This window comes from Lentzea terrae (assembly GCF_003265345.1).
In the GTDB taxonomy this organism is placed as follows: domain Bacteria; phylum Actinomycetota; class Actinomycetes; order Mycobacteriales; family Pseudonocardiaceae; genus Lentzea; species Lentzea terrae.
This window is the reverse complement of the sequence record NZ_QFWW01000008.1, coordinates 434,907-452,016: the sequence shown is the minus strand read 5'-3', so window position 1 is coordinate 452,016 and position 17,110 is coordinate 434,907. Positions and strand designations below refer to the sequence as shown.

Genomic DNA, 17,110 nt, shown 5'->3' with positions numbered 1-17,110 from the left:
CCAGCAAGTGGAGATCAGCCGAGAACGCGGCGAGGTTGACTGGAAGCGCCATCGGGGCACCCGTGTCTTCGCCACCAGGGCCGAGAGGACTCGGCAACACGGCGATCGGCTTGGTGCGGTGCGGCGGATCCACGAGAACAGAACGCACAGGCTGCGCTGCGCCCGGCTCGATTCCCAGCGCCTTCACGATCGCGGCTGACCAGGCGCCTGCACCGGAGACACCCAGAACTCAGCAAGGTCCTCCTGCACTACGGGCTCGAGCTCGCCACCTCGGAGAACGGACTGGCTCCCGGTGCCCGCCGCGACATCGAGGCCGCAGTGCGCGGCCGCCTGAACCCAGCCGCGCCTCGAAGAGAATTACACTGCCGATCCCTCCGCCGTCGCGGATGTGCTGATCCGCCAACCGCTTCCGCTCAGCCGATTGACCACTGACGCATCACGGTGCTGTCCTCCCTGATCGGCACCGTCGGGAACGCGGTCACTGTCGGACTGTGGTCCAAGCCGGCGGCACGTCATCGCCAGCACGATCGCCGGACTGCTTTACGCCATCGCCTCGGCCGCAGTCGCCTTCGGCTACCTCGCCGTCTACATGGCACTCGCCCTCACCGCACTGGCCTGGGCCGCCCAACACCTGTGCCGCTCGAAAGTCGTCGTCCGCAGTAGATCGACGATGACACCGTCTCGAGAGCATGGCCGGGCGATTGTGCCTCTGCTGTACAGGGCGATACGGAGGTTGCTGTCCGAGTGCTCGTACTTGCGCTTCGCCGGCAATGAGCGATCCAGTCCGCTACAAGCCCTGCGCATCGGTCCTGGTTCTCCGTCCTGTCCAGATTCGTGGATCATCAGCGATGGAAAGCGTCTGACTGGCCGCCCGCTTCAAAGCCAGTGCGAACGAGGTAACAACCTGAACAGGATCGTGCCAACATTCTTAACTCACAGCGGAAACCCGCGTCACCCATGTACCCAGTGCCCGTCCATCCGCCGGCCACAAAGCCCCGCATACGACGAGCCCCGAAAGCACGTAGCTCCGGACCTCGCCTTGGCAGGCTTCGCCACTCGCAACCCCTGCACCGCGACGAACGTCTCGTCATCCACGAGTGGTTCGTGCGCGATCCGTTCAGGCACCTCCCACTCGCTGACCGGATTCCACCGCGATGCTCCCGTGGTCAAACCAGTCGAACCACGCGGTGCCCTCGGTGACGTACATGCCGATCACCCGGCCGGTGAAGCCGGTGGCGACCTCCGTGGACAGGTACCTGCCGTCGAGCTCGGCCAGCGGCTCGGGGTCCGTGCCGACGTGGAAGGCGACGAAGTCGGGTGCGGCGACGTGCAGGCCCGACAGCCTCTCCTCCCCCACCGACCACTTCCGGGCGGACCTGGTGGTGATCACGAGGGCCACCGGGCCGGCCGGCACGGTGCGGGTGGCCACGACCTGGCGCAGGGGTCCGATGCGGGCGATCACGCTCGCCTGTCCGTCGACCACCTCCAGGTCGTAGTGGTGGCCCTCGTCCAGGCGCACCGACAGGCCGGCGCGACCGGCGCTGTGGTCCAGCAGCACCGCGGTCCGGCTCTCGGGGTGCTGCTGGCGGCGGCCGACGAAGGTGCAGCCCGGCTGGTCCAGCGTGCCGCCGGTGGCGTGCAGGGCGAGCCACCCCTGCCGCTCGGTCAACGACCACGAGCCGTCCGGGCGCGACCGCGGCGAGATCAGCCGGGGTTCCAACTCCGACGCGTCGAAGTCGTCGCGCTGCGGTGCCGGCTCCTGCGGTCGCAGGACGCCCGGCGCCCGCTCCCTGAGGTTGACGGGGCCGACGCGCGGCCAGCCGTCCTCCCACTGGACGGGGGTGAGGAACGTTTCCCGGCCCAAGACGTGGAACTTGGGGCTGTAGCCAGCCGGGCGGGTGGCCAGCAGGACCATCCACCACTCGCCGTCCGGTGTGGTGACCAGGTCGGCGTGGCCGGTGCTCTGGACCGGGTGGTCGGTGCTGCGGTGCGACAGGATCGGGTTGGCCGGCGCCGACTCCCACGGACCGCGCGGCGAACGGGCGCGCGCCATGGCCACGGTGTGGCCGCGTTCGGTGCCGCCCTCGGCGATCAGCAGGTACCACCACTCGCCGACGCGGTACAGGTGGGGCGCCTCCGGCCACTGCAACCCGGTGCCGGCCCAGGCGGGGAACGGGTCCTCCAGCACCTTCCCGCTTTCGGGGTCGATGCGGGCGATCTGCACGCCGGAGAAGCTGGGGCCGTCGGCGCCGGCGAAGGCGCACCAGCAGTTGCCGTCGTCGTCCCAGGCCAGGTCGGGGTCGATGCCGGGCAGGCTCAGCCACACCGGGTCCGACCAGGGGCCTTCGGGCCGTTCGGCGGTGACGACGAAGTTGCCGCCCTGCGAGACGTTCGTGGTGATCATCCAGAACCGGCCGCCGTGGTGCCGGATCGTGGGGGCGTAAATGCCGTCGGACGCCATCGCGTCGGCCGGCAGCGGCAACTGTGCCGGGCGGTCGAGGACGTTGCCGATCTGCCGCCAGTGCACCAGGTCGCGGCTGTGGAAGATCGGCACGCCTGGGAAGTACTCGAAGCTGGAGCACACCAGGTAGTAGTCCTCGCCGACCCGGCACACACTGGGGTCGGGGTGGAACCCGGGGATCACGGGGTTGTCGTAGAACGACGCGCCGGAGTTCGGTGAGTTCATGGTTTTCCTTGTTGTGCGAGGGCTTCAGCCCTTGAAGGCGCCTTCGAGGATTCCGGCGACCATGCGGCGGCCGACCAGGACGAACAGCACGACCAGCGGGATGGTGGCCAGGAACGAGCCGGACATGGCCAGGCCGAGGTCGACGTCGTAGCTGTTCTGCAGCGCCTTGATGGCGATCTGGGCGGTGTAGCGCTCGGGTGACTTGAGCACGATGAACGGCCACAGGAAGTCGTTCCACGCGGTGACGAACCCGAACAGGCCCAGGACGAACGCGGCCGGCCGCACGATCGGGAACACGATGCGCCAGAACACCTGCCCGGTGCTCGCGCCGTCGATGCGGGCCGCCTGCATCAGCTCGTCGCTGATGGTGGCCGAGATGTGCTGGCGCATCCAGAAGATGCCGAACGCACTCGCCAGGCCGGGCACGACGAGCGCCTGCAGCGTGTCGACCCAGCCCAGCTCGGACATGATCAGGTACTGCGGGATGACCGAGAGCTGCGTCGGCACGGTCATCGTCAGCACCACCACCAGGAACAGCGCGTTGCGGCCGGGGAAGCGCAGCTTCGCGAACGCGAAACCGGCCAGCGCGCACAGCACCGCCTGGCCGATCCCGATCGAGGTGGCCACGACCAGGCTGTTGAGCAGCGACTGCACGAACGGCACCGTGTCCATGACCAGGCCCGCGAGGTGGAGGAAGTTGCCGCCGGGCACGACCTCCGGCGGCATCCGCGTCGCGGTCGCGGTGTCCGTCGTGGCCACGATGAACATCCAGTACAGCGGGAACAGGCACACGACGGTGGCGACGCCCAGCAGCAGGTAGGTCCACCAGCGGACCCGGTCGAGGCGCCGACGGCGCGGGGCGGTGGTGGTCGTCATCGGTCCGCCTTGATCCGGGTGGACAGCAGGTAGTTGAGTGCAGCGATCGCCACGACCATGACGAACAGCGCGACGCCGACCGCCGAGCCGTAGCCGAACTCGAACTGCCCGAAGCCCTGTTCGTAGAGGAACAGCGTCAGCGTCTGGCACTGCCGCACCGCCCCGCACGTGAGTGGCGCGCCCGTGGCGATCAGCAGTGGCTCGGTGAAGATCTGCAGGCCGCCGATGGTCGAGGTGACCACGGTGAAGATGATCACCGCGCGCAGCGAGGGCACGGTGATGTGGCGGAAGCGCTGCCACGGGCCCGCGCCGTCGATGGCCGCCGCCTCGAACACCGAGCGGGGCACCGACTGGAGCGAGGCCAGGTAGAGCAGCGTGGTGTAGCCGAACCACCGCCACATCACCATGGTCGCGATCAGCAGGTGACTGCCCCAAGTGGACTGCACGAAGTCGATTGGCTCTACGCCGACCAGCCCGAGCAGCCAGTTGAACAGGCCGTAGTCGCGGTCGAACAGCTGCACGAACACGATCGCCGTGGCCGCCACCGAGGTGATGTACGGGACCAGCACCGACATCCGGAAGAACAGCGCGAACCGCAGCCGGGCGTGGTTGAGCACGTGCGCCAGCACCAGGGCGAGCAGCAGCTGCGGCACGGTGGACAGCGCCCAGATGCTCACCGTGTTGCCGGCGGCGTTCCAGAACCGCGGATCGCCGAACATCCGGACGAAGTTGTCGAACCCGATGAACACCTGGTCGCCGATGGGGTTCCAGTCGAACAGGGCCACGTAGAACGTGAAGGCGAACGGGAACAGCCCGAACACGCCGAAGATCACGAAGAACGGGGCGATGTAGGCGTACGCCGACAGGCGCTCGCCCACACCCGCGATCTTCTTGGTCCTGGGAGGAGGTGGCGCGGCCCTGGAGGCCTGGGAGAGCGTGGCGGTCACGGCGGTCACTCGCCGATGGCGGTCTTGATGTTGCGCAACGCGTCGTCCCACGCCGTGGCCGGGTTGCCGCCGCTCTGCTCGACGTTGGTGATGGCGTTGAGGAACTCCTGGCCGATGGCCGCGCTGTCGGGGCCGATGTAGAACGGCTTGAGGCCGAGCAGCGAGTCGGTGTAGATCTTGCCGGTCGGCGCGTCGGAGAAGAACGGGTCCTTCGCGTCGGTGAGCTTCGAGTCCTGGTAGACCGCGGGCGTCGAGGGCAGCGCGCCGACCCGGGCGAAGTGCTCCAGCTGGCCCTGCGGCGACTGCATCTCCTTGATGTACTCCCAGGCCGCCTGCGGGTTCTTCGCGCGCTTGGGGATGGCCAGGTAGCTGCCGCCCCAGTTGCCGGAGCCGCCAGGGATCTTCGCGATGTCCCACTTGCCCTTGGTGTCGGGCGCAGTGCTCCGGATGCTGTTGAGCATCCACGACGGCGCGGACACGGCCGCGTACTGGCCCTGCGCCATGCCGGCGCTCCACGCGCTCTCGAACGAGGACTGCCCGGAGGTGATCCCGGCGGTCGCCGCCTTGATGCCGAGGTCGAACGCGGCCTTCACCTGCGGGTTGGTGCTGTAGACCAGCTTGCGGTCCGCGCTGTAGTACTTCTCCGACACCTGGTTGACCGCCTGGTAGAACACGCTGGTGGCCGCGTTGTCGGTGAACGCCTTGCCGGTGGCCTGCTTGTAGCGCTTGCCCGTCTCGATGAACGCGTCCCACGTCGGCCACAGCGCGCTCACCGCGGCTCGGTCGGTGGGCAGCCCGGCGGCGGCGAACAGGTCGGTCCGGTACGCCACGGCCATCCCGCCCACGTCGGTGGGCACGCCCAGCACCTCGCCGTCCTTGGCGACGCTCTGCCGCCACACCCAGTCCAGGTAGTCGCCCTTGACGTCGTCGGCGCCCAACGTCCGCAAGTCCACGAAGTTCTGCGGCTGCTGCACGAACTGCGGCAGGTTGTCGCCCTGGATGAGCACCAGGTCCGGCACCTTGCCGCCGGCCAGCGCAGTGGTCAGCGACTGGGCAGTCTCCGTGGAGGTGCCCACCTCGGTCAGCTTGATCTGGATGTCTGGGCGCTTCGCCTGGTACGCGTCGACGGTCAGCTTCTGGTTTATGGCGGAGAACGACCAGAACTCGAAGGACTTGCCGTCGCCTCCCCCTCCGCCTCCAGTGCCGGGTGTGCAGGCAGTGAGGAGGGCCAGGGCCGCAGCGGCGCTGAGCAGGGGTGAGCGGAGTTTCACGACGTTTCTCCAAGGTGTGCGAGAACAAGTGGCACCGCCACCGCGCGGTGGGCCACCGAAAGCGGGCGATCGCGTGAATCGGGTCGAACTCCTGCCTCACCGCACGGTCGAAACTTTTCGTCTCAACCGCGATTGTTAGCGCTCACGACAGTAAGCGGCGCCACAGGGGTCGTCAAGAACCGTTGTGCTACCTGCAATCGCCCAACCATAAAATGGTCCACAGTGGACCTCTGCCACAAACTTTGTGAACGCGAACTAGCTAAAAGTTTCCAAACCCTTTAGCGGTGACGGCCTGGTCGACGTTGGGGCTGCTGACTACCCGGTCCATGCAGCTCAAAGCTTTGCGCTGTTGCATCTGCTGTCCGTGAGCGATCGGGACAGGGACGTGGAAGTTCGGCGGCCTGATTGTGCGGAGCGAACCGTCCACAATGGATATTTGCCGCCGCCGCCAGGACGCTCCTCGTCGGCTGGATCCTGGTTCAGGTCGCGATCATCCGCACGTTCAGCCGTCTCCAGCCGGTGATGGCGTCAGGAGGCCTCGCCGTTCTGTTCTGCGCCGCCACCGGGACCAAAGTCCTCACCCGGAAGCGACTTCCCAACTGCTTCCTCCCGGACCTGATCGCGCAAGCACGGAGGCGATCGGAACAAGAACAGCCGATGCGCCTTCCGGTTCCGTCCAGCACCCGTCGTCGAGGAGACACCTGTGTTTTCAGCTGCTTCGGCGCCGTGGTCCGCCGTTCATCGGTCGAGTCAGCGAAAGGCGTCTCCGAGCCGGTATGTGAGCGCGACTCCCTCAGGCCAGCCGACACGCACGAAGGCGTTCAGCAGTGAGCGAATCGAGGCCAGCAGGTCGGGGTTTGCCGCAAGGTACTCGCGGAACTCAGCGAGGTAGCGCTCGATCAGCCCAATCCAACCGCGCACGGCGATGGCCTCGACGCAACGATCATGCCCTCAGGACTGCAGAACCTGATCACCGCACCTCAGCGGGTGAGTACGGAGTTCTGGCACCCCACAGGCTGCACGGCACCCTCGGGGAAGCCGCCTCCGCGGCCGCCCGCACCAACCACACCTACCTGCACACCCGCTACCGGCAACTGGCCGACCGCCACGGCAAGAAACGAGCCCTCGTCGCCGTCGACCACTGCATCCTCACCGCTACCTGGCACATGATCACCAACGAAGTCGGCTACCACGAGGACTATTTTCTACTCAGTCCCACATCCATGGCGCGTGCCGAGGTCGTCGAGGTGCCGTTGCACCCGCTCGGCGTCGGTGTCGCGGCCTTGTTTCCGGTAGAGCCCCAGCGCCGCGCCCCACACCGCGCGGGCCTCGTCGTACTGGCCCAAGGCCGCGTGCGGATGACCCAGTCCGTCGAGGCCGTTGGCGAGTTCATATGTGTTTCCGAGGTCTCGGTACAGGGTGAGGGACTGCTGGTAGTGGTGGATGGCCTGCTCGTGACGGCCGGTGTGGTGATCGATGTAGCCGAGGCAGTCCCAGGTGGCCGCCTCACCGTGGGCGTCGGGATGACGGCGGTACAGGGCTAGCGCGGCCTGGCAGTGGTCGCGGGCCTGCTCGTGATCGCCGAGTCGGGCGGCGCACCAGCTCATCTCGTTGAGCGCCCAGGCTTCCCACACCGGGGTGTCGAGGGAGCGGAAGATGCCCAGGGCGTGGGCGGCGTGCCCCAGTGCCCGCCGCTCGTCTCCCCACAATCCCCACGCGCGCGAGAGCATCCGGTGGGCGTGGGCCTGGTTGGCGTGGTCGTGGTGGCGTTCCGCCAGCACAAGGGCCTGGTGCAGGTGTCTGATCGCCTCGTCGCGCCGTCCCAGGCGGGCGTAGGCGATACCGATGTGCCGGTGGGCCAGGGTGTGGACGGCGGGATCGTCGACCTGTTGGGCGGCGGCGAGTCCGGCCTGCCAGACGGCGAGCCGATTGTGGCGGTGTCCTCGCCGGAGGTGGAAGGTGGTCAGGGCCCAGGCCAGGTGCCACACGGCTTGATGCCACTGGTGGATGGTGGCGGTGTGCTGGGCGGCCAGCAAGCAGGGGTGTTCGCTGTCGAGCCAGGCCAGCGCTGTCGGGATGTCGGGCAGCGGGTGGGGGCGGCTGCTGGGTTCGGGCGGGTCGAACTGCTGGGGGTGGCGGTGCGGGTTCAGGAGTTGGTCGGCGGTGTGGGCGGTGTGCCGGTAGAAGTCGACCACCCGCCGCAGTGCTGTCCTCCGCTCGTCGCCGGGCAGATCGCGGGCCGTGGTGGCGGCGTAGGCACGGACCAGGTCGTGCATCGCGTACCGGCCATTCGGCCGCCGTTCGAGCAGCGACGCCTCCTCCAGCGCGACCAGCACCCTGCGTGCGCGAGCTGGAGACAGGGCGGTGAGGGCGACCACGGCGGGCAGGGTGGTGTCCGGGCCGGGGACGATGCCCAGCAACCCGAACACGGTGCGCTGCTCGTCGGTGAGCCGGCGCAGCGACCACGAGAGGACCGCGGGCAGGCTGGCGGCGGGGTCGGTGTCGTGGTCGAGCATCTCCAGGCCCAGGTCACGCAGCTCTGCGGAGATCTCGGCGAGTGGGAGGGCGGGGCGGATGGCGGCGTTGCGGGCGGCGATCGACAAGGCCAGCGGATAGCCCCCGCACAACTCGATCAGTTCGTCGACCGCGCCTGGTTCCGCGGCGACACGGCCGGTGCCCAGGCGTGCGGTCAGCAGGGCACGTGCCTCGGCGCGGGCGAGCACATCCAGTTGCAGATGTTGGGCGCTGTGCCGGTCGATCAGCGATGCCAGCCTGGTGCGGGCGGTGATCAGCACGGTGCAGGCAGGGCTGCTCGGCAGCAACGGGACGACCTGTTCGGTGGCGGCGGCGTTGTCCAGCACCACCAGCATCCGCCGATCCGCGATCAGGCTCCGGTACAGCGCGGCCTGCGCATCCAGGTCCGGCGGGATCCGGCCGGGGTCGACTCCCAGGGCGTCGAGGAACCCGCGCACCGCCGCAGCAGGGGTCATCGGTTCGACGGCGGGACTGAACCCGTGCAGGTCCACGAACAGCTGCCCATCGGGGAAGCGGTCCAGGTGACGGTGCGCCCACGCCAGGACCGTCCAAGTTTTGCCAATTCCCCCGGCCCCGCCGATCGCTGAGACCACCACAGTCGCACCCCCGACGGGCACGTCGACGGGCACGTTGGAGCGGGCCGGTCCCCGCACGGACGGCGTGGTGGCGGTCAGTGCCCGGTCCAACCTAGCCAGCTCCGCCGCCCGTCCCGCGAAGTGCGCCGGCGCGGCGGGCAGCTGGCGTGGCACCACCGGCGCATGTGCCACAGGTGCCGCGTGCAGGTGCACGTCACCGTGCACCGTCCCGGCTTGCACCACCGCACCCACAACATCGTGAACCCTGTTGCGCACGCCAGGCCCGTCTCTGTCGGAGGGCTCGGCGTCACGGTCGTCGGGCTGGTCCAACTCGGGTGTCACGAACGGAGGACCCCTCCCTTGTTCGGTCACTGACTGGTGGGATACCAGCGTTCCACCACGTCACCGGCACACTGGTCGGTACCTCCGAGATTCACCCGACCGCCCGAACCGCCCTGCAAAGACGTATCCACCTCATACACGGCCTGGAATCAAGTGGTGATCCAACATCTGGACCGCTATGTGTTCCACTACAACCACCGTCGACCACATCGAGCGCGGCACCACACGCCACCACGACCCGATCGCACAGCCGGGCTGAGATCCATACGTCGCCAGCGAGTCCGCGGTGGGCTGATCAACGAGTACGAACCTGTAGCAGCCTCTTCTTCGAAACAGTCACAGTCACCGGCGCACGAATGTCCGTGCTGGCCGTGATCGAACACGCACACCGCCGCATCCGGCTCCTCAGCGTGCGAGGGCACTGAGACGAACGGATCCGCCGTGCACAACTCTGAGCTGCCGCAACGAGGTCAGCCGGGCGAGCAGGCCGAAATCGAGGTCGCCGGGATCGCGAACAGTGAGTTCCTGCGGGGTCGGCGGCCGGGAGACGTGCTGACCGCAGCCGCTGATAGCTGCCCCTACCAATTCGTGACCGTCGCTGGCGTCCGCGCGACCCCTGACCGTCCGGAAGCCCATCCGCACTCTGGCACCTCGCGGCACGCCTCGCGGCGGTTCATACTGGATGCTTCTGGGCTGGCTCATCGAGGCTGGTGGATCACATGCGGATTCCAGGGCGTCGACCGCGGCGGGGCGCGAAGGTGGCAGGTGCCAAGGATTCCGCCGCCGTGCGTCTGGTTGCACTGCGGTCGCTGCTGGAGGTGGCCACCTGTGCGGTCGCACTCCAGCCCGCCGCCGAGGAGATCATCGGCGCCTGCGCGCAGCCTGGCGACGTCCCGGCGCAGGTGGCCCGCCGGGGCGGCCGGGTCGCGTCCGACTACTGCCGGCTGCACGGGTGGGCGATGGACCTCATCGGCGACGCCGACCGCGCGTCGCTCGAGTTCCGATTGACTGAGCTGCTGCACTACCACGCCGAGATGATCGACACGTGCCTCAAGCTCGCCTTTCCGAAGTTCCGGAGCCCCAGGCTCGAACAGCGGCGGCTGGCGTTGCGCGGACTCGGCGAGCCGGCACGCACCCTGCGGGACGCACAGGCGGCGCTCGCGCTGTGGATCTCGGACCTCGAACGGACCGACGGCGTCGAGCCGCCACACTGAACCTGTGCGTGCCGAAAACACGTACATGCAGCAGTTCAAGGCGCGTGGCGATACTCCATGATCCGTTCGCAGTGCGCGTTCATCCGGGAAGCGCGCGGTTCCTCGCCTGCCGCACCGTCCAGTCACGTGTCGGATGCGCGGTGACGCCGGTGATGTGCAGGCGCCCGGTGCAGTGTTCGAGAAACGCCAGCGCGTACAGACGTTGGCCGAGCACGGTGTCGATGTGGAGGAAGTCCGCCGCGATGATGCCCTCAGCCTGCGCGGTCAGAAACCCCGCCAGATCGCGGAGCCGGATCGATGCGCGCGCGGTTCAACATCTCCCCAGACCGTCGAGGCGCCGACGCTACCCGGCCCGGTCAACTGCCGACGAAGCACGGCGTTCTCGTGCCGCAGCAACAGAAGCTCTGCGTCCTTGGCTGACTCACTGCGAAGCAGCAGCGTCTTGCTGGTGAAGCCGGTCGCAGCGAGCAGGGTGTGACAGTGGGCGCCGGTCAGAGCCATGGCCCGTGGATCGCCGAACCTCCCACCGTCACTTCTCCCTTACTTGCAACGCTTCCAGGCGAAGTGGTGGACGGTGCCGAAGAAATTGTCGATCGAGTCCATCGCCATGTAGCTCGTCGTGGTCTTCGGATCCGACGTGCCCGCGCTGACCCGCAGCTCGGTGTTCACGTACAGGTACCTTTTCTCGTGGCACGGCCGGTATGGGGGCTCCACCGGGAGATCGGACCTGTCCGAGGCCAGCCAGTCGTCGTTCAGCGGGCCCTTGAAAGTATGAGTCCAGTACCCCGGTGTCGTCATGCCCTGGAAGTAGTGGTTGCTTCTCTCCGTGCCGGTAGCGCCGATTTCGAGGTGGGCGAAGCCGGTGTGGTCGACCTGGTGGATGGCGAAGGTGAAGTCCGCCGGCGCGTTCACCTGAAGGACGAGCTGGCAGTTCTTCCGGAAGTCTGTAGGCCTGGTACCGACACCGACCGCGGCGAGGTAGTCGCTGTAGAGCGCGTAGAAGGCCGAGTTGTCCTGCGCCACCGACAGCGAGACCGTGCCCGCCCGGCAGCCGGACCCGTTGACCGTGACCACCTCGATGGTGACCTCACCGGGCGGCGGCCTCTCGGCCGACGGGACGACGACGGTGGACATCGCCATGACGGCGGCCGCGATCGTGTTGCTCATTCGACGCTCTCCTTCCTGCTCGGGCGCTCGGCGACGGCGGAGAAGTCGGTGTGATTCGTGATCACACGCAGGTCGGTGTTGATGTTGAACAGCCTGCGCTAGCCACACGGCGCGTGGACGATCGAGGCCACCGCCGTCTTGTCGGTGGCCTGCCAGTTGTCGCTGACAGGGCCGTGGAAGGTGTGGCTCTTCGAGGCCGTCTCGGGGTGGCCGGCGAAGCAGTAGTTCGCCTGTTCCTCCCCGCGCACGCCCGCCGCGAGGTGCCCGAAACCGCGGTAGTCGGCCTGGGCGAGAAACTGCTGCAGGTCACGGTGAACGCCGTGTTGTCGTCGGCCGCGGCGACCGCGGCCGTGCCGGCGGAGCACCCGGATCCATTGACCCGTGACATGCAACGTGGTCCAGCCTTTCGGGCATCTGGGAGGCGGCAGCGTTTGTACCCAACCCGATAACGGGGATCGCGAACGCGCCGGTCACCTTGCGATTACCTGACGATCCGCGCCAACGCGACGCTCGTTCCACCTCCAGACGAGCTGGAAGATGCGTCCCGGAATGCCGGCGAGGTAGAGCACCCTCAGCAGGGCCCCTCACGCGGCCGAACTGGGCCAGCTTCCCGGTGATGTCCAGTTCTGTTTGGACGACCACAGTGGACCCTGGCCCGGTACTCGGCCCGAGTTTGATCTTGGCGTTGCCCTCGTAGGACCCCCGTCGACGCCGACGAGTGATCGGTGGGTGCGGTGCTCGTTGTAGTGCCACTCCTCCGACTCGCTGGTCATGGGCCGGTCGTCGCGCTCGCTGCGGTCGGCCTCGTCCTGCCGGATCCAGTTACGCAGTGCCTCGTGGCGCACCTCGAACTGCTCGGCCAGTCGGCGGATCACCGGCTTCGGATCCGACTCCCGCCCGTCGCGACGCAGCCAAGTCCTTAATGGACTAATTGCGCATCGGTACGAGGGTGTCTGCGAAAGATCGATGAGCACGCTCACTAATGAGCAACCCGTAGTTTCGAAACGATCAAGAACTCATCTTGCCAGCAGGTGCCTTGGCGTCGATCGCAGACTGTGTTAGCGTTCACATAACAGTGTGTTCCGATTCGCGCACAGACCGGATCGGTCGCTGTTGCGCTGTTCGTGCTCGCCGTCAACGATGATGGGGTCCGCATGTGCAGTCCAGCACGCTTTCGACGTCAGCAGAAGACGAAAGTCTCTTTTCTGCGTCGTCGACTGAATTGCGCCACTGGGGCCAGGACAACGTGTGGACCTGGGACGCGGGTATGGGCAACAGCTGGCGCACCACCGGTGACATCGCGGCGAACTACAACAGCATGCTCAACATCTTCCACGCCAACGTCGGCCTCGCGAGCTACGCGGGATCCGGCGGGTGGAACGACCCGGACATGCTCGAGATCGGCAACGGCATGTCCGCGACCGAGGACCGGACCCAGTTCAGCCTGTGAGCCCAGATGGCCGCACCACTGATCGCCGGCAACAACATCCCGAACGCCAGCGCCACCACGGTCTCCATTCTCACCAACACGCGGGTGATCGCGGTCGATCAGGACGCGCTCGGCCGGGAGGGCTGGATGGTGTCCTCTCACAAACGGATCCTCTGGTCCTGCAACGGCCAGACGAACCAGCAGTGGCTGCGCAACTCCGGCGGCTCGGTGATCGGTGTCCAGTCAGGACTGTGCCTCGACGTCACCGGAGGGTCCACGGCCGACAGTGCGCTGGTGCAGCTGTGGACGTGCAACGGCGGCAGCAACCAGCGATGGACCCTGGGATAGGAGTTGCGTGATGGACCTGCCCATCGACCGCAGGCGTTTCCTCACCGCCGCCGCGCTGACCGGGGCCTCAGCCCTACCCGGTGGGTGGCTGTCCGGTACTGCGGCGGCGGCCGTACCGCCGCAGATCACCCTGCCCGAGCGGGGTATCCACGACACCAGTCCGGCCACGTCCTGGACGGACGGTTTCCTGACCGGCAACGGTGAGTACGGCGCCACGCTGTACGGAGCGCCGACGCTGGAGAAGGTGATCCTCAACTACCACCGCCTCGTGCTGCCCAACGGTTCCCGATCGCTGATCCCGCCGGTGATTTCGGGACGTCTGCAAAGTGTCCGGGACAAGGCGCTCGCCGGTGACTACGCCGGTGCGAACCGGGACTTCGCGGCCGGCTGGTCGCTGCGCTGGACCCAGACCTACCACCCGGCGTACGAGCTGCGGATCGCCACGCCGGACGTGACCACGGCCAACGACTACGGCCGCGTGACCGACTTCCGCACCGGCGAGGTCACCACCAGCTGGACCGACAGCTACGGCACGTGGACCCGCCGAGCGTTCGTCTCCCGCGCCGACCGGGTGATCGTCCACGAACTGACGCCGGCGCCCGGCCGGACGATCGATGCGACCCTGAGCGTGCACACCGCGTTGGACGGAGTGCCCGGCAACGTGGGCTTCGCGACCCGCGCCGCGGTCAGCAACGGTTCCGGCTACCTGAACCTGCGCGGCACCTATCCCGCCGGACAGGGCGCGTTCGGCTACGAGGGCGTCACGCGCGTTGTCGCGACCGGAGGCACCGTCTCCGCCAGCGGGACCACCATCGTCGTGTCCAGGGCGACGCGGCTGTTGCTGCTCACCAAGCTCGACCGGTACGAGACGCCGAACGCGTGGGACTCCCAGCCGCTGCACGCGGCGCTGGCCGCGGTCGACACCGACTACACCGCGTTGCGTGCACGGCACACCGCGGTCCACACCGCCTGGTACGACCGCTCGCGGCTGGACCTCAACGTCTCGGCCGCCGACCGGAGCCTGTCGGTCAGCCAGCTGATCGCCAGGCAGAACAACAACAAGAGCGTCATCGACATCGCGCTGCTGGAGCGCCTCTACGACTCGGGGCGGTACCTGTTCATCAGCTCCAGCGGGATCCTGCCGCCGCGGCTGACGGGGATCTGGACCGGCACGTGGACCGGCGCCTGGGCCGACGACTTCACCACCGACGCCAACATCAACCTCCAGGTCGCCGGCGGCAACATCCTGGACACCCCTGAGGCCATGCAGGGCTACTTCACCCTCGTCCTCGGCCAACTCGCCCAGTGGCGCACCAACGCGCGGAACCTCTACGGCGCCCGTGGTTTCCTCGCCCCGTCCCGTACCGACGGCGAGTACGGGCACATGCTCCACTTCGATGCCGGCTTCCCCGGCCAGACCTGGACCGGCGGCGCCGACTGGCTGCTCTACCCGCTCGTCGAGTACTGGGAGGTCACCGGCGACCAGGCGTTCCTGCGGGACAAGCTGGGGCCCGCGCTCATGGAACTGGCGCTATTCTACGAGGACTTCCTGACCCGAACCGACGCGAGCGGCAAAGTCGTGTTCGTACCGTCGTTCTCGATGGAGAACGCGCCCGGCAACACCCGCGTGTTGTTCTCCGTCAACGCGACCGGCGACATCATGGCCGGCAAGCACGCGCTCCAGGCCGCCATCGCCGCGGCCAACACACTCGGCGTGGAGCAGGGCAGCGGCCAGGGCGTCCAGCGCTGGACGGCGTTGCTCGGGAAACTGCCCGCGTACCGGATCAACGGGGACAACGCCCTGGCGGAGTGGTCTTGGCCGAGCCTGAACGACAACTACAACCACCGGCACGTCCACCACCTGTACGGGGCCTGGCCACTGCACGAGATCAATCCCGAGACCCGGCCCGACCTGGTCGCACCCGCGTTGCGGGCACTGGAGCTGCGCGGCGACGAGAACCTCTCCGCCCACGGGAGCCTGCACCGGGCGCTGGCCGCCACCCGGCTCAAGGACGGCGGGAAGGTCTACGCCAACCTCCGCAAGATCATCGGCAACAACATGGTCTTCCGGTCGCTGATGACCTCGCACAACCCGAACCTGGAGACCTACAACGCCGACGCCGCCCACGCGATACCCGGTGTGCTGGCCGAGGCGTTGCTCTACTCCCGGCCCGGCGTGCTGGAGATCCTCCCGGCCCTGCCCGGGCAACTGGCCAAGGGCTCGATCACCGGCGTACGGGCGCGTGGCCAGATCCGGGTCCACAACCTCAGCTGGGACCTGTCCGCCCGCACGGCCACGCTGTCCGTGACGTCGGCGATCGACCAGGACGTCACGCTGATCAGCCGCCGCGGCATGACGTCCGTGACCACCTCCGCGCCCGTCACCGTGTCGCCGCTGGGGCCGTACGCCAGAGTCTTGTCCCTGACGGCAGGCCGGCGCGTCGATGTCACCGTCGCGCTGCAGCGCGGGTACGTGCGACTGGTCAACCGGCGCAGCGGCAAGGTTCTCGACGTCACCGGAAACGGAACGGCCGACGGTGTCAAGGTCGTCCAGTGGACCTGGTCCGGCGGTGCCAACCAGCAGTGGCAGCTTCTGTCCAATCCGGACGGTTCGGTCCGCCTGGTGAACCGCAACAGCGGCCGGCTGCTCGAGAGCCCGAGCGGAGCCGGCCAGGGCACCCAGCTGGACCAGTGGCAGGACACCAACAGCGACAACCAGTGGTGGAAGCTCACCGACACCGGTGACGGCTACTACCGGCTCGTCAACGTGCGCACCGGTCTGTGCGCGGACGTGGACGGCGGCTCGACGAGCGACGGTGCCCGCGTGATCGAGTGGCCCGCCAACACGGGGACCAACCAGCAGTGGCAGATCATCGACGGATGACCCGATCGCCCTGGTTTCTCGCCAGGAGACGGGACATGCGCGGCAGACACCAGCCGGCCTTTGCCGCTCGAAAATCATCGCTGCAGCTCACGCCGCATACCGATACTCGTTGATCACCCCAGCGAGGATCCGGGTGCGAAGTGGTGGACGACATGCGCATTCATCCGGGGAGCTCGCGGCGTCGTCGCAATCACACGCAGTTCCTCTGCCTCGAAGACGGCGTCGAACGCGTCACCGTAGCGGGTTTCCCCGTGCGGTTCCTTCAGTTCTGCGGCAAGAGTTGCCATTGCTGGTTGGCACCACCGTTAGCGGTCCATTGCACGACTTGGGCACCGTCGCTTGTGGACGCTCCGTAGACGTCCGCCACGAGACCGTTGCCGACGTTGACGATCGTGAAGAACCCGTCAGCCGCCGACCGCAGGAACCACTGCTGGTTGGTGCCGCTGTTCGCGGTCCACTGCTGCAGCTGCAGGCCCGTGGTGGAAGAAGAACCGTTGACGTCGAGCACCTTGCCGGTCGCGTCGTAGCGCAGGGTGAAGGATCCGTTCTGCCCGGCGCTGATGGTCCAGGTCGCGTTTCCGTTCTGCTGCACGGCTTTGGCACCGTCGGCGGTGGAGTTGCCCGCGATGGCCAGCGGCTTGCCGCTGTTGCGGTTGACGATGCGGTACTTGCCCGGCGTGGGACCCTGGCCGGCGCCCAGGGTGAAGTACTCGGCGGCGTCGGTGAACGTGGTGACGCCGGACTTGCTGGTGGACAGGACGAGGTACACCCGTGAGCCGCTGGCGGGGGTCGTGAAGGACACGGGCTGGTTCACGCGCGAACCCAGCGGGATGGTG

At 67.7% G+C, this 17,110-nt stretch carries 12 protein-coding genes and 2 pseudogenes; 4 read left to right on the top strand and 10 right to left on the bottom strand.

The features are described from left to right. Window positions 1–1,117: 1,117 nt before the first annotated feature. From DI276_RS16230 to DI276_RS16210, 5 genes are all read right to left on the bottom strand, one after another. Window positions 1,118–2,686, bottom strand: a complete 1,569-nt coding sequence (locus DI276_RS16230; protein ID WP_112264155.1) for a glycoside hydrolase family 43 protein — start codon at window positions 2,684–2,686, stop codon at window positions 1,118–1,120. Between the two features lie 24 nt (window positions 2,687–2,710). Beyond that, window positions 2,711–3,562, bottom strand: a complete 852-nt coding sequence (locus tag DI276_RS16225; protein WP_112264154.1) for a carbohydrate ABC transporter permease — start codon at window positions 3,560–3,562, stop codon at window positions 2,711–2,713. Beyond that, window positions 3,559–4,518 (bottom strand): carbohydrate ABC transporter permease, encoded by a 960-nt coding sequence (locus DI276_RS16220; protein WP_232836693.1) that lies wholly within the window; start codon window positions 4,516–4,518, stop codon window positions 3,559–3,561. The genes DI276_RS16225 and DI276_RS16220 overlap by 4 nt, the downstream gene beginning before the upstream one ends. After that, entirely contained in the window at window positions 4,515–5,780 is a 1,266-nt protein-coding gene (locus DI276_RS16215; RefSeq protein WP_112264153.1) for an ABC transporter substrate-binding protein, read from the bottom strand. Before DI276_RS16215 ends, DI276_RS16220 begins: the two co-directional genes overlap by 4 nt. Window positions 5,781–6,985: 1,205 nt before the next feature. Further along, window positions 6,986–9,232, bottom strand: a complete 2,247-nt coding sequence (locus DI276_RS16210; protein WP_232836692.1) for an ATP-binding protein — start codon at window positions 9,230–9,232, stop codon at window positions 6,986–6,988. Window positions 9,233–10,017: 785 nt separating this feature from the next. On the opposite strand from DI276_RS16210, the gene DI276_RS16200 reads away from it, so the two are divergent. Beyond that, window positions 10,018–10,446, top strand: coding sequence for a hypothetical protein (locus DI276_RS16200; RefSeq protein WP_157984745.1), 429 nt, complete (start codon window positions 10,018–10,020; stop codon window positions 10,444–10,446). A gap of 264 nt (window positions 10,447–10,710) precedes the next feature. Here DI276_RS16200 and DI276_RS49940 read toward each other — a convergent pair whose 3' ends face one another. The 4 genes and pseudogenes from DI276_RS49940 to DI276_RS53395 all read right to left on the bottom strand — a co-directional run bounded on the left by DI276_RS49940 (window position 10,711) and on the right by DI276_RS53395 (window position 12,587). Beyond that, window positions 10,711–10,947 (bottom strand): hypothetical protein, encoded by a 237-nt coding sequence (locus DI276_RS49940; protein WP_157984744.1) that lies wholly within the window; start codon window positions 10,945–10,947, stop codon window positions 10,711–10,713. Window positions 10,948–10,986: 39 nt separating this feature from the next. Next, window positions 10,987–11,613 (bottom strand): DUF4360 domain-containing protein, encoded by a 627-nt coding sequence (locus tag DI276_RS16190; RefSeq protein WP_112264151.1) that lies wholly within the window; start codon window positions 11,611–11,613, stop codon window positions 10,987–10,989. Between the two features lie 98 nt (window positions 11,614–11,711). Next, a pseudogene (locus DI276_RS16185) lies at window positions 11,712–12,001 on the bottom strand (DUF4360 domain-containing protein). A gap of 196 nt (window positions 12,002–12,197) precedes the next feature. Continuing rightward, a complete protein-coding gene (locus tag DI276_RS53395) occupies window positions 12,198–12,587 on the bottom strand; it encodes a transposase (protein WP_408610540.1) in 390 nt (129 codons plus the stop codon). Window positions 12,588–12,835: 248 nt separating this feature from the next. Between DI276_RS53395 and DI276_RS50910 the strand changes: the two genes are divergently transcribed. The 3 genes and pseudogenes from DI276_RS50910 (at window position 12,836) to DI276_RS16170 (ending at window position 16,274) form a co-directional block, all read left to right on the top strand. After that, window positions 12,836–13,063, top strand: a complete 228-nt coding sequence (locus DI276_RS50910) for a hypothetical protein (protein WP_198680665.1) — start codon at window positions 12,836–12,838, stop codon at window positions 13,061–13,063. Window positions 13,064–13,204: 141 nt separating this feature from the next. After that, window positions 13,205–13,390 (top strand): annotated as a pseudogene (locus DI276_RS52980) (ricin-type beta-trefoil lectin domain protein); the annotation flags it as partial. 10 nt (window positions 13,391–13,400) lie between these two features. After that, window positions 13,401–16,274, top strand: a complete 2,874-nt coding sequence (locus DI276_RS16170) for a glycosyl hydrolase family 95 catalytic domain-containing protein (RefSeq protein WP_112264149.1) — start codon at window positions 13,401–13,403, stop codon at window positions 16,272–16,274. Between the two features lie 262 nt (window positions 16,275–16,536). On the opposite strand, the gene DI276_RS16165 is transcribed toward DI276_RS16170, so the two are convergent. Further along, window positions 16,537–17,110, bottom strand: a 574-nt coding sequence (locus DI276_RS16165) for an RICIN domain-containing protein (protein WP_232836690.1), incomplete at its 5' end; no start/stop codon positions are given.

What these genes read in the sequence shown, in the direction of transcription:
- DI276_RS16230 (WP_112264155.1), bottom strand. Translation starts at nt 2,686, where the DNA reads ATGAACTCACCGAACTCCGGCGCGTCGTTCTACGACAACCCCGTGATC.
- DI276_RS16225 (WP_112264154.1), bottom strand. Translation starts at nt 3,562, where the DNA reads ATGACGACCACCACCGCCCCGCGCCGTCGGCGCCTCGACCGGGTCCGC.
- DI276_RS49940 (WP_157984744.1), bottom strand. Translation starts at nt 10,947, where the DNA reads ATGGCTCTGACCGGCGCCCACTGTCACACCCTGCTCGCTGCGACCGGC.
- DI276_RS16190 (WP_112264151.1), bottom strand. Translation starts at nt 11,613, where the DNA reads ATGAGCAACACGATCGCGGCCGCCGTCATGGCGATGTCCACCGTCGTC.
- DI276_RS16170 (WP_112264149.1), top strand. Translation starts at nt 13,401, where the DNA reads ATGGACCTGCCCATCGACCGCAGGCGTTTCCTCACCGCCGCCGCGCTG.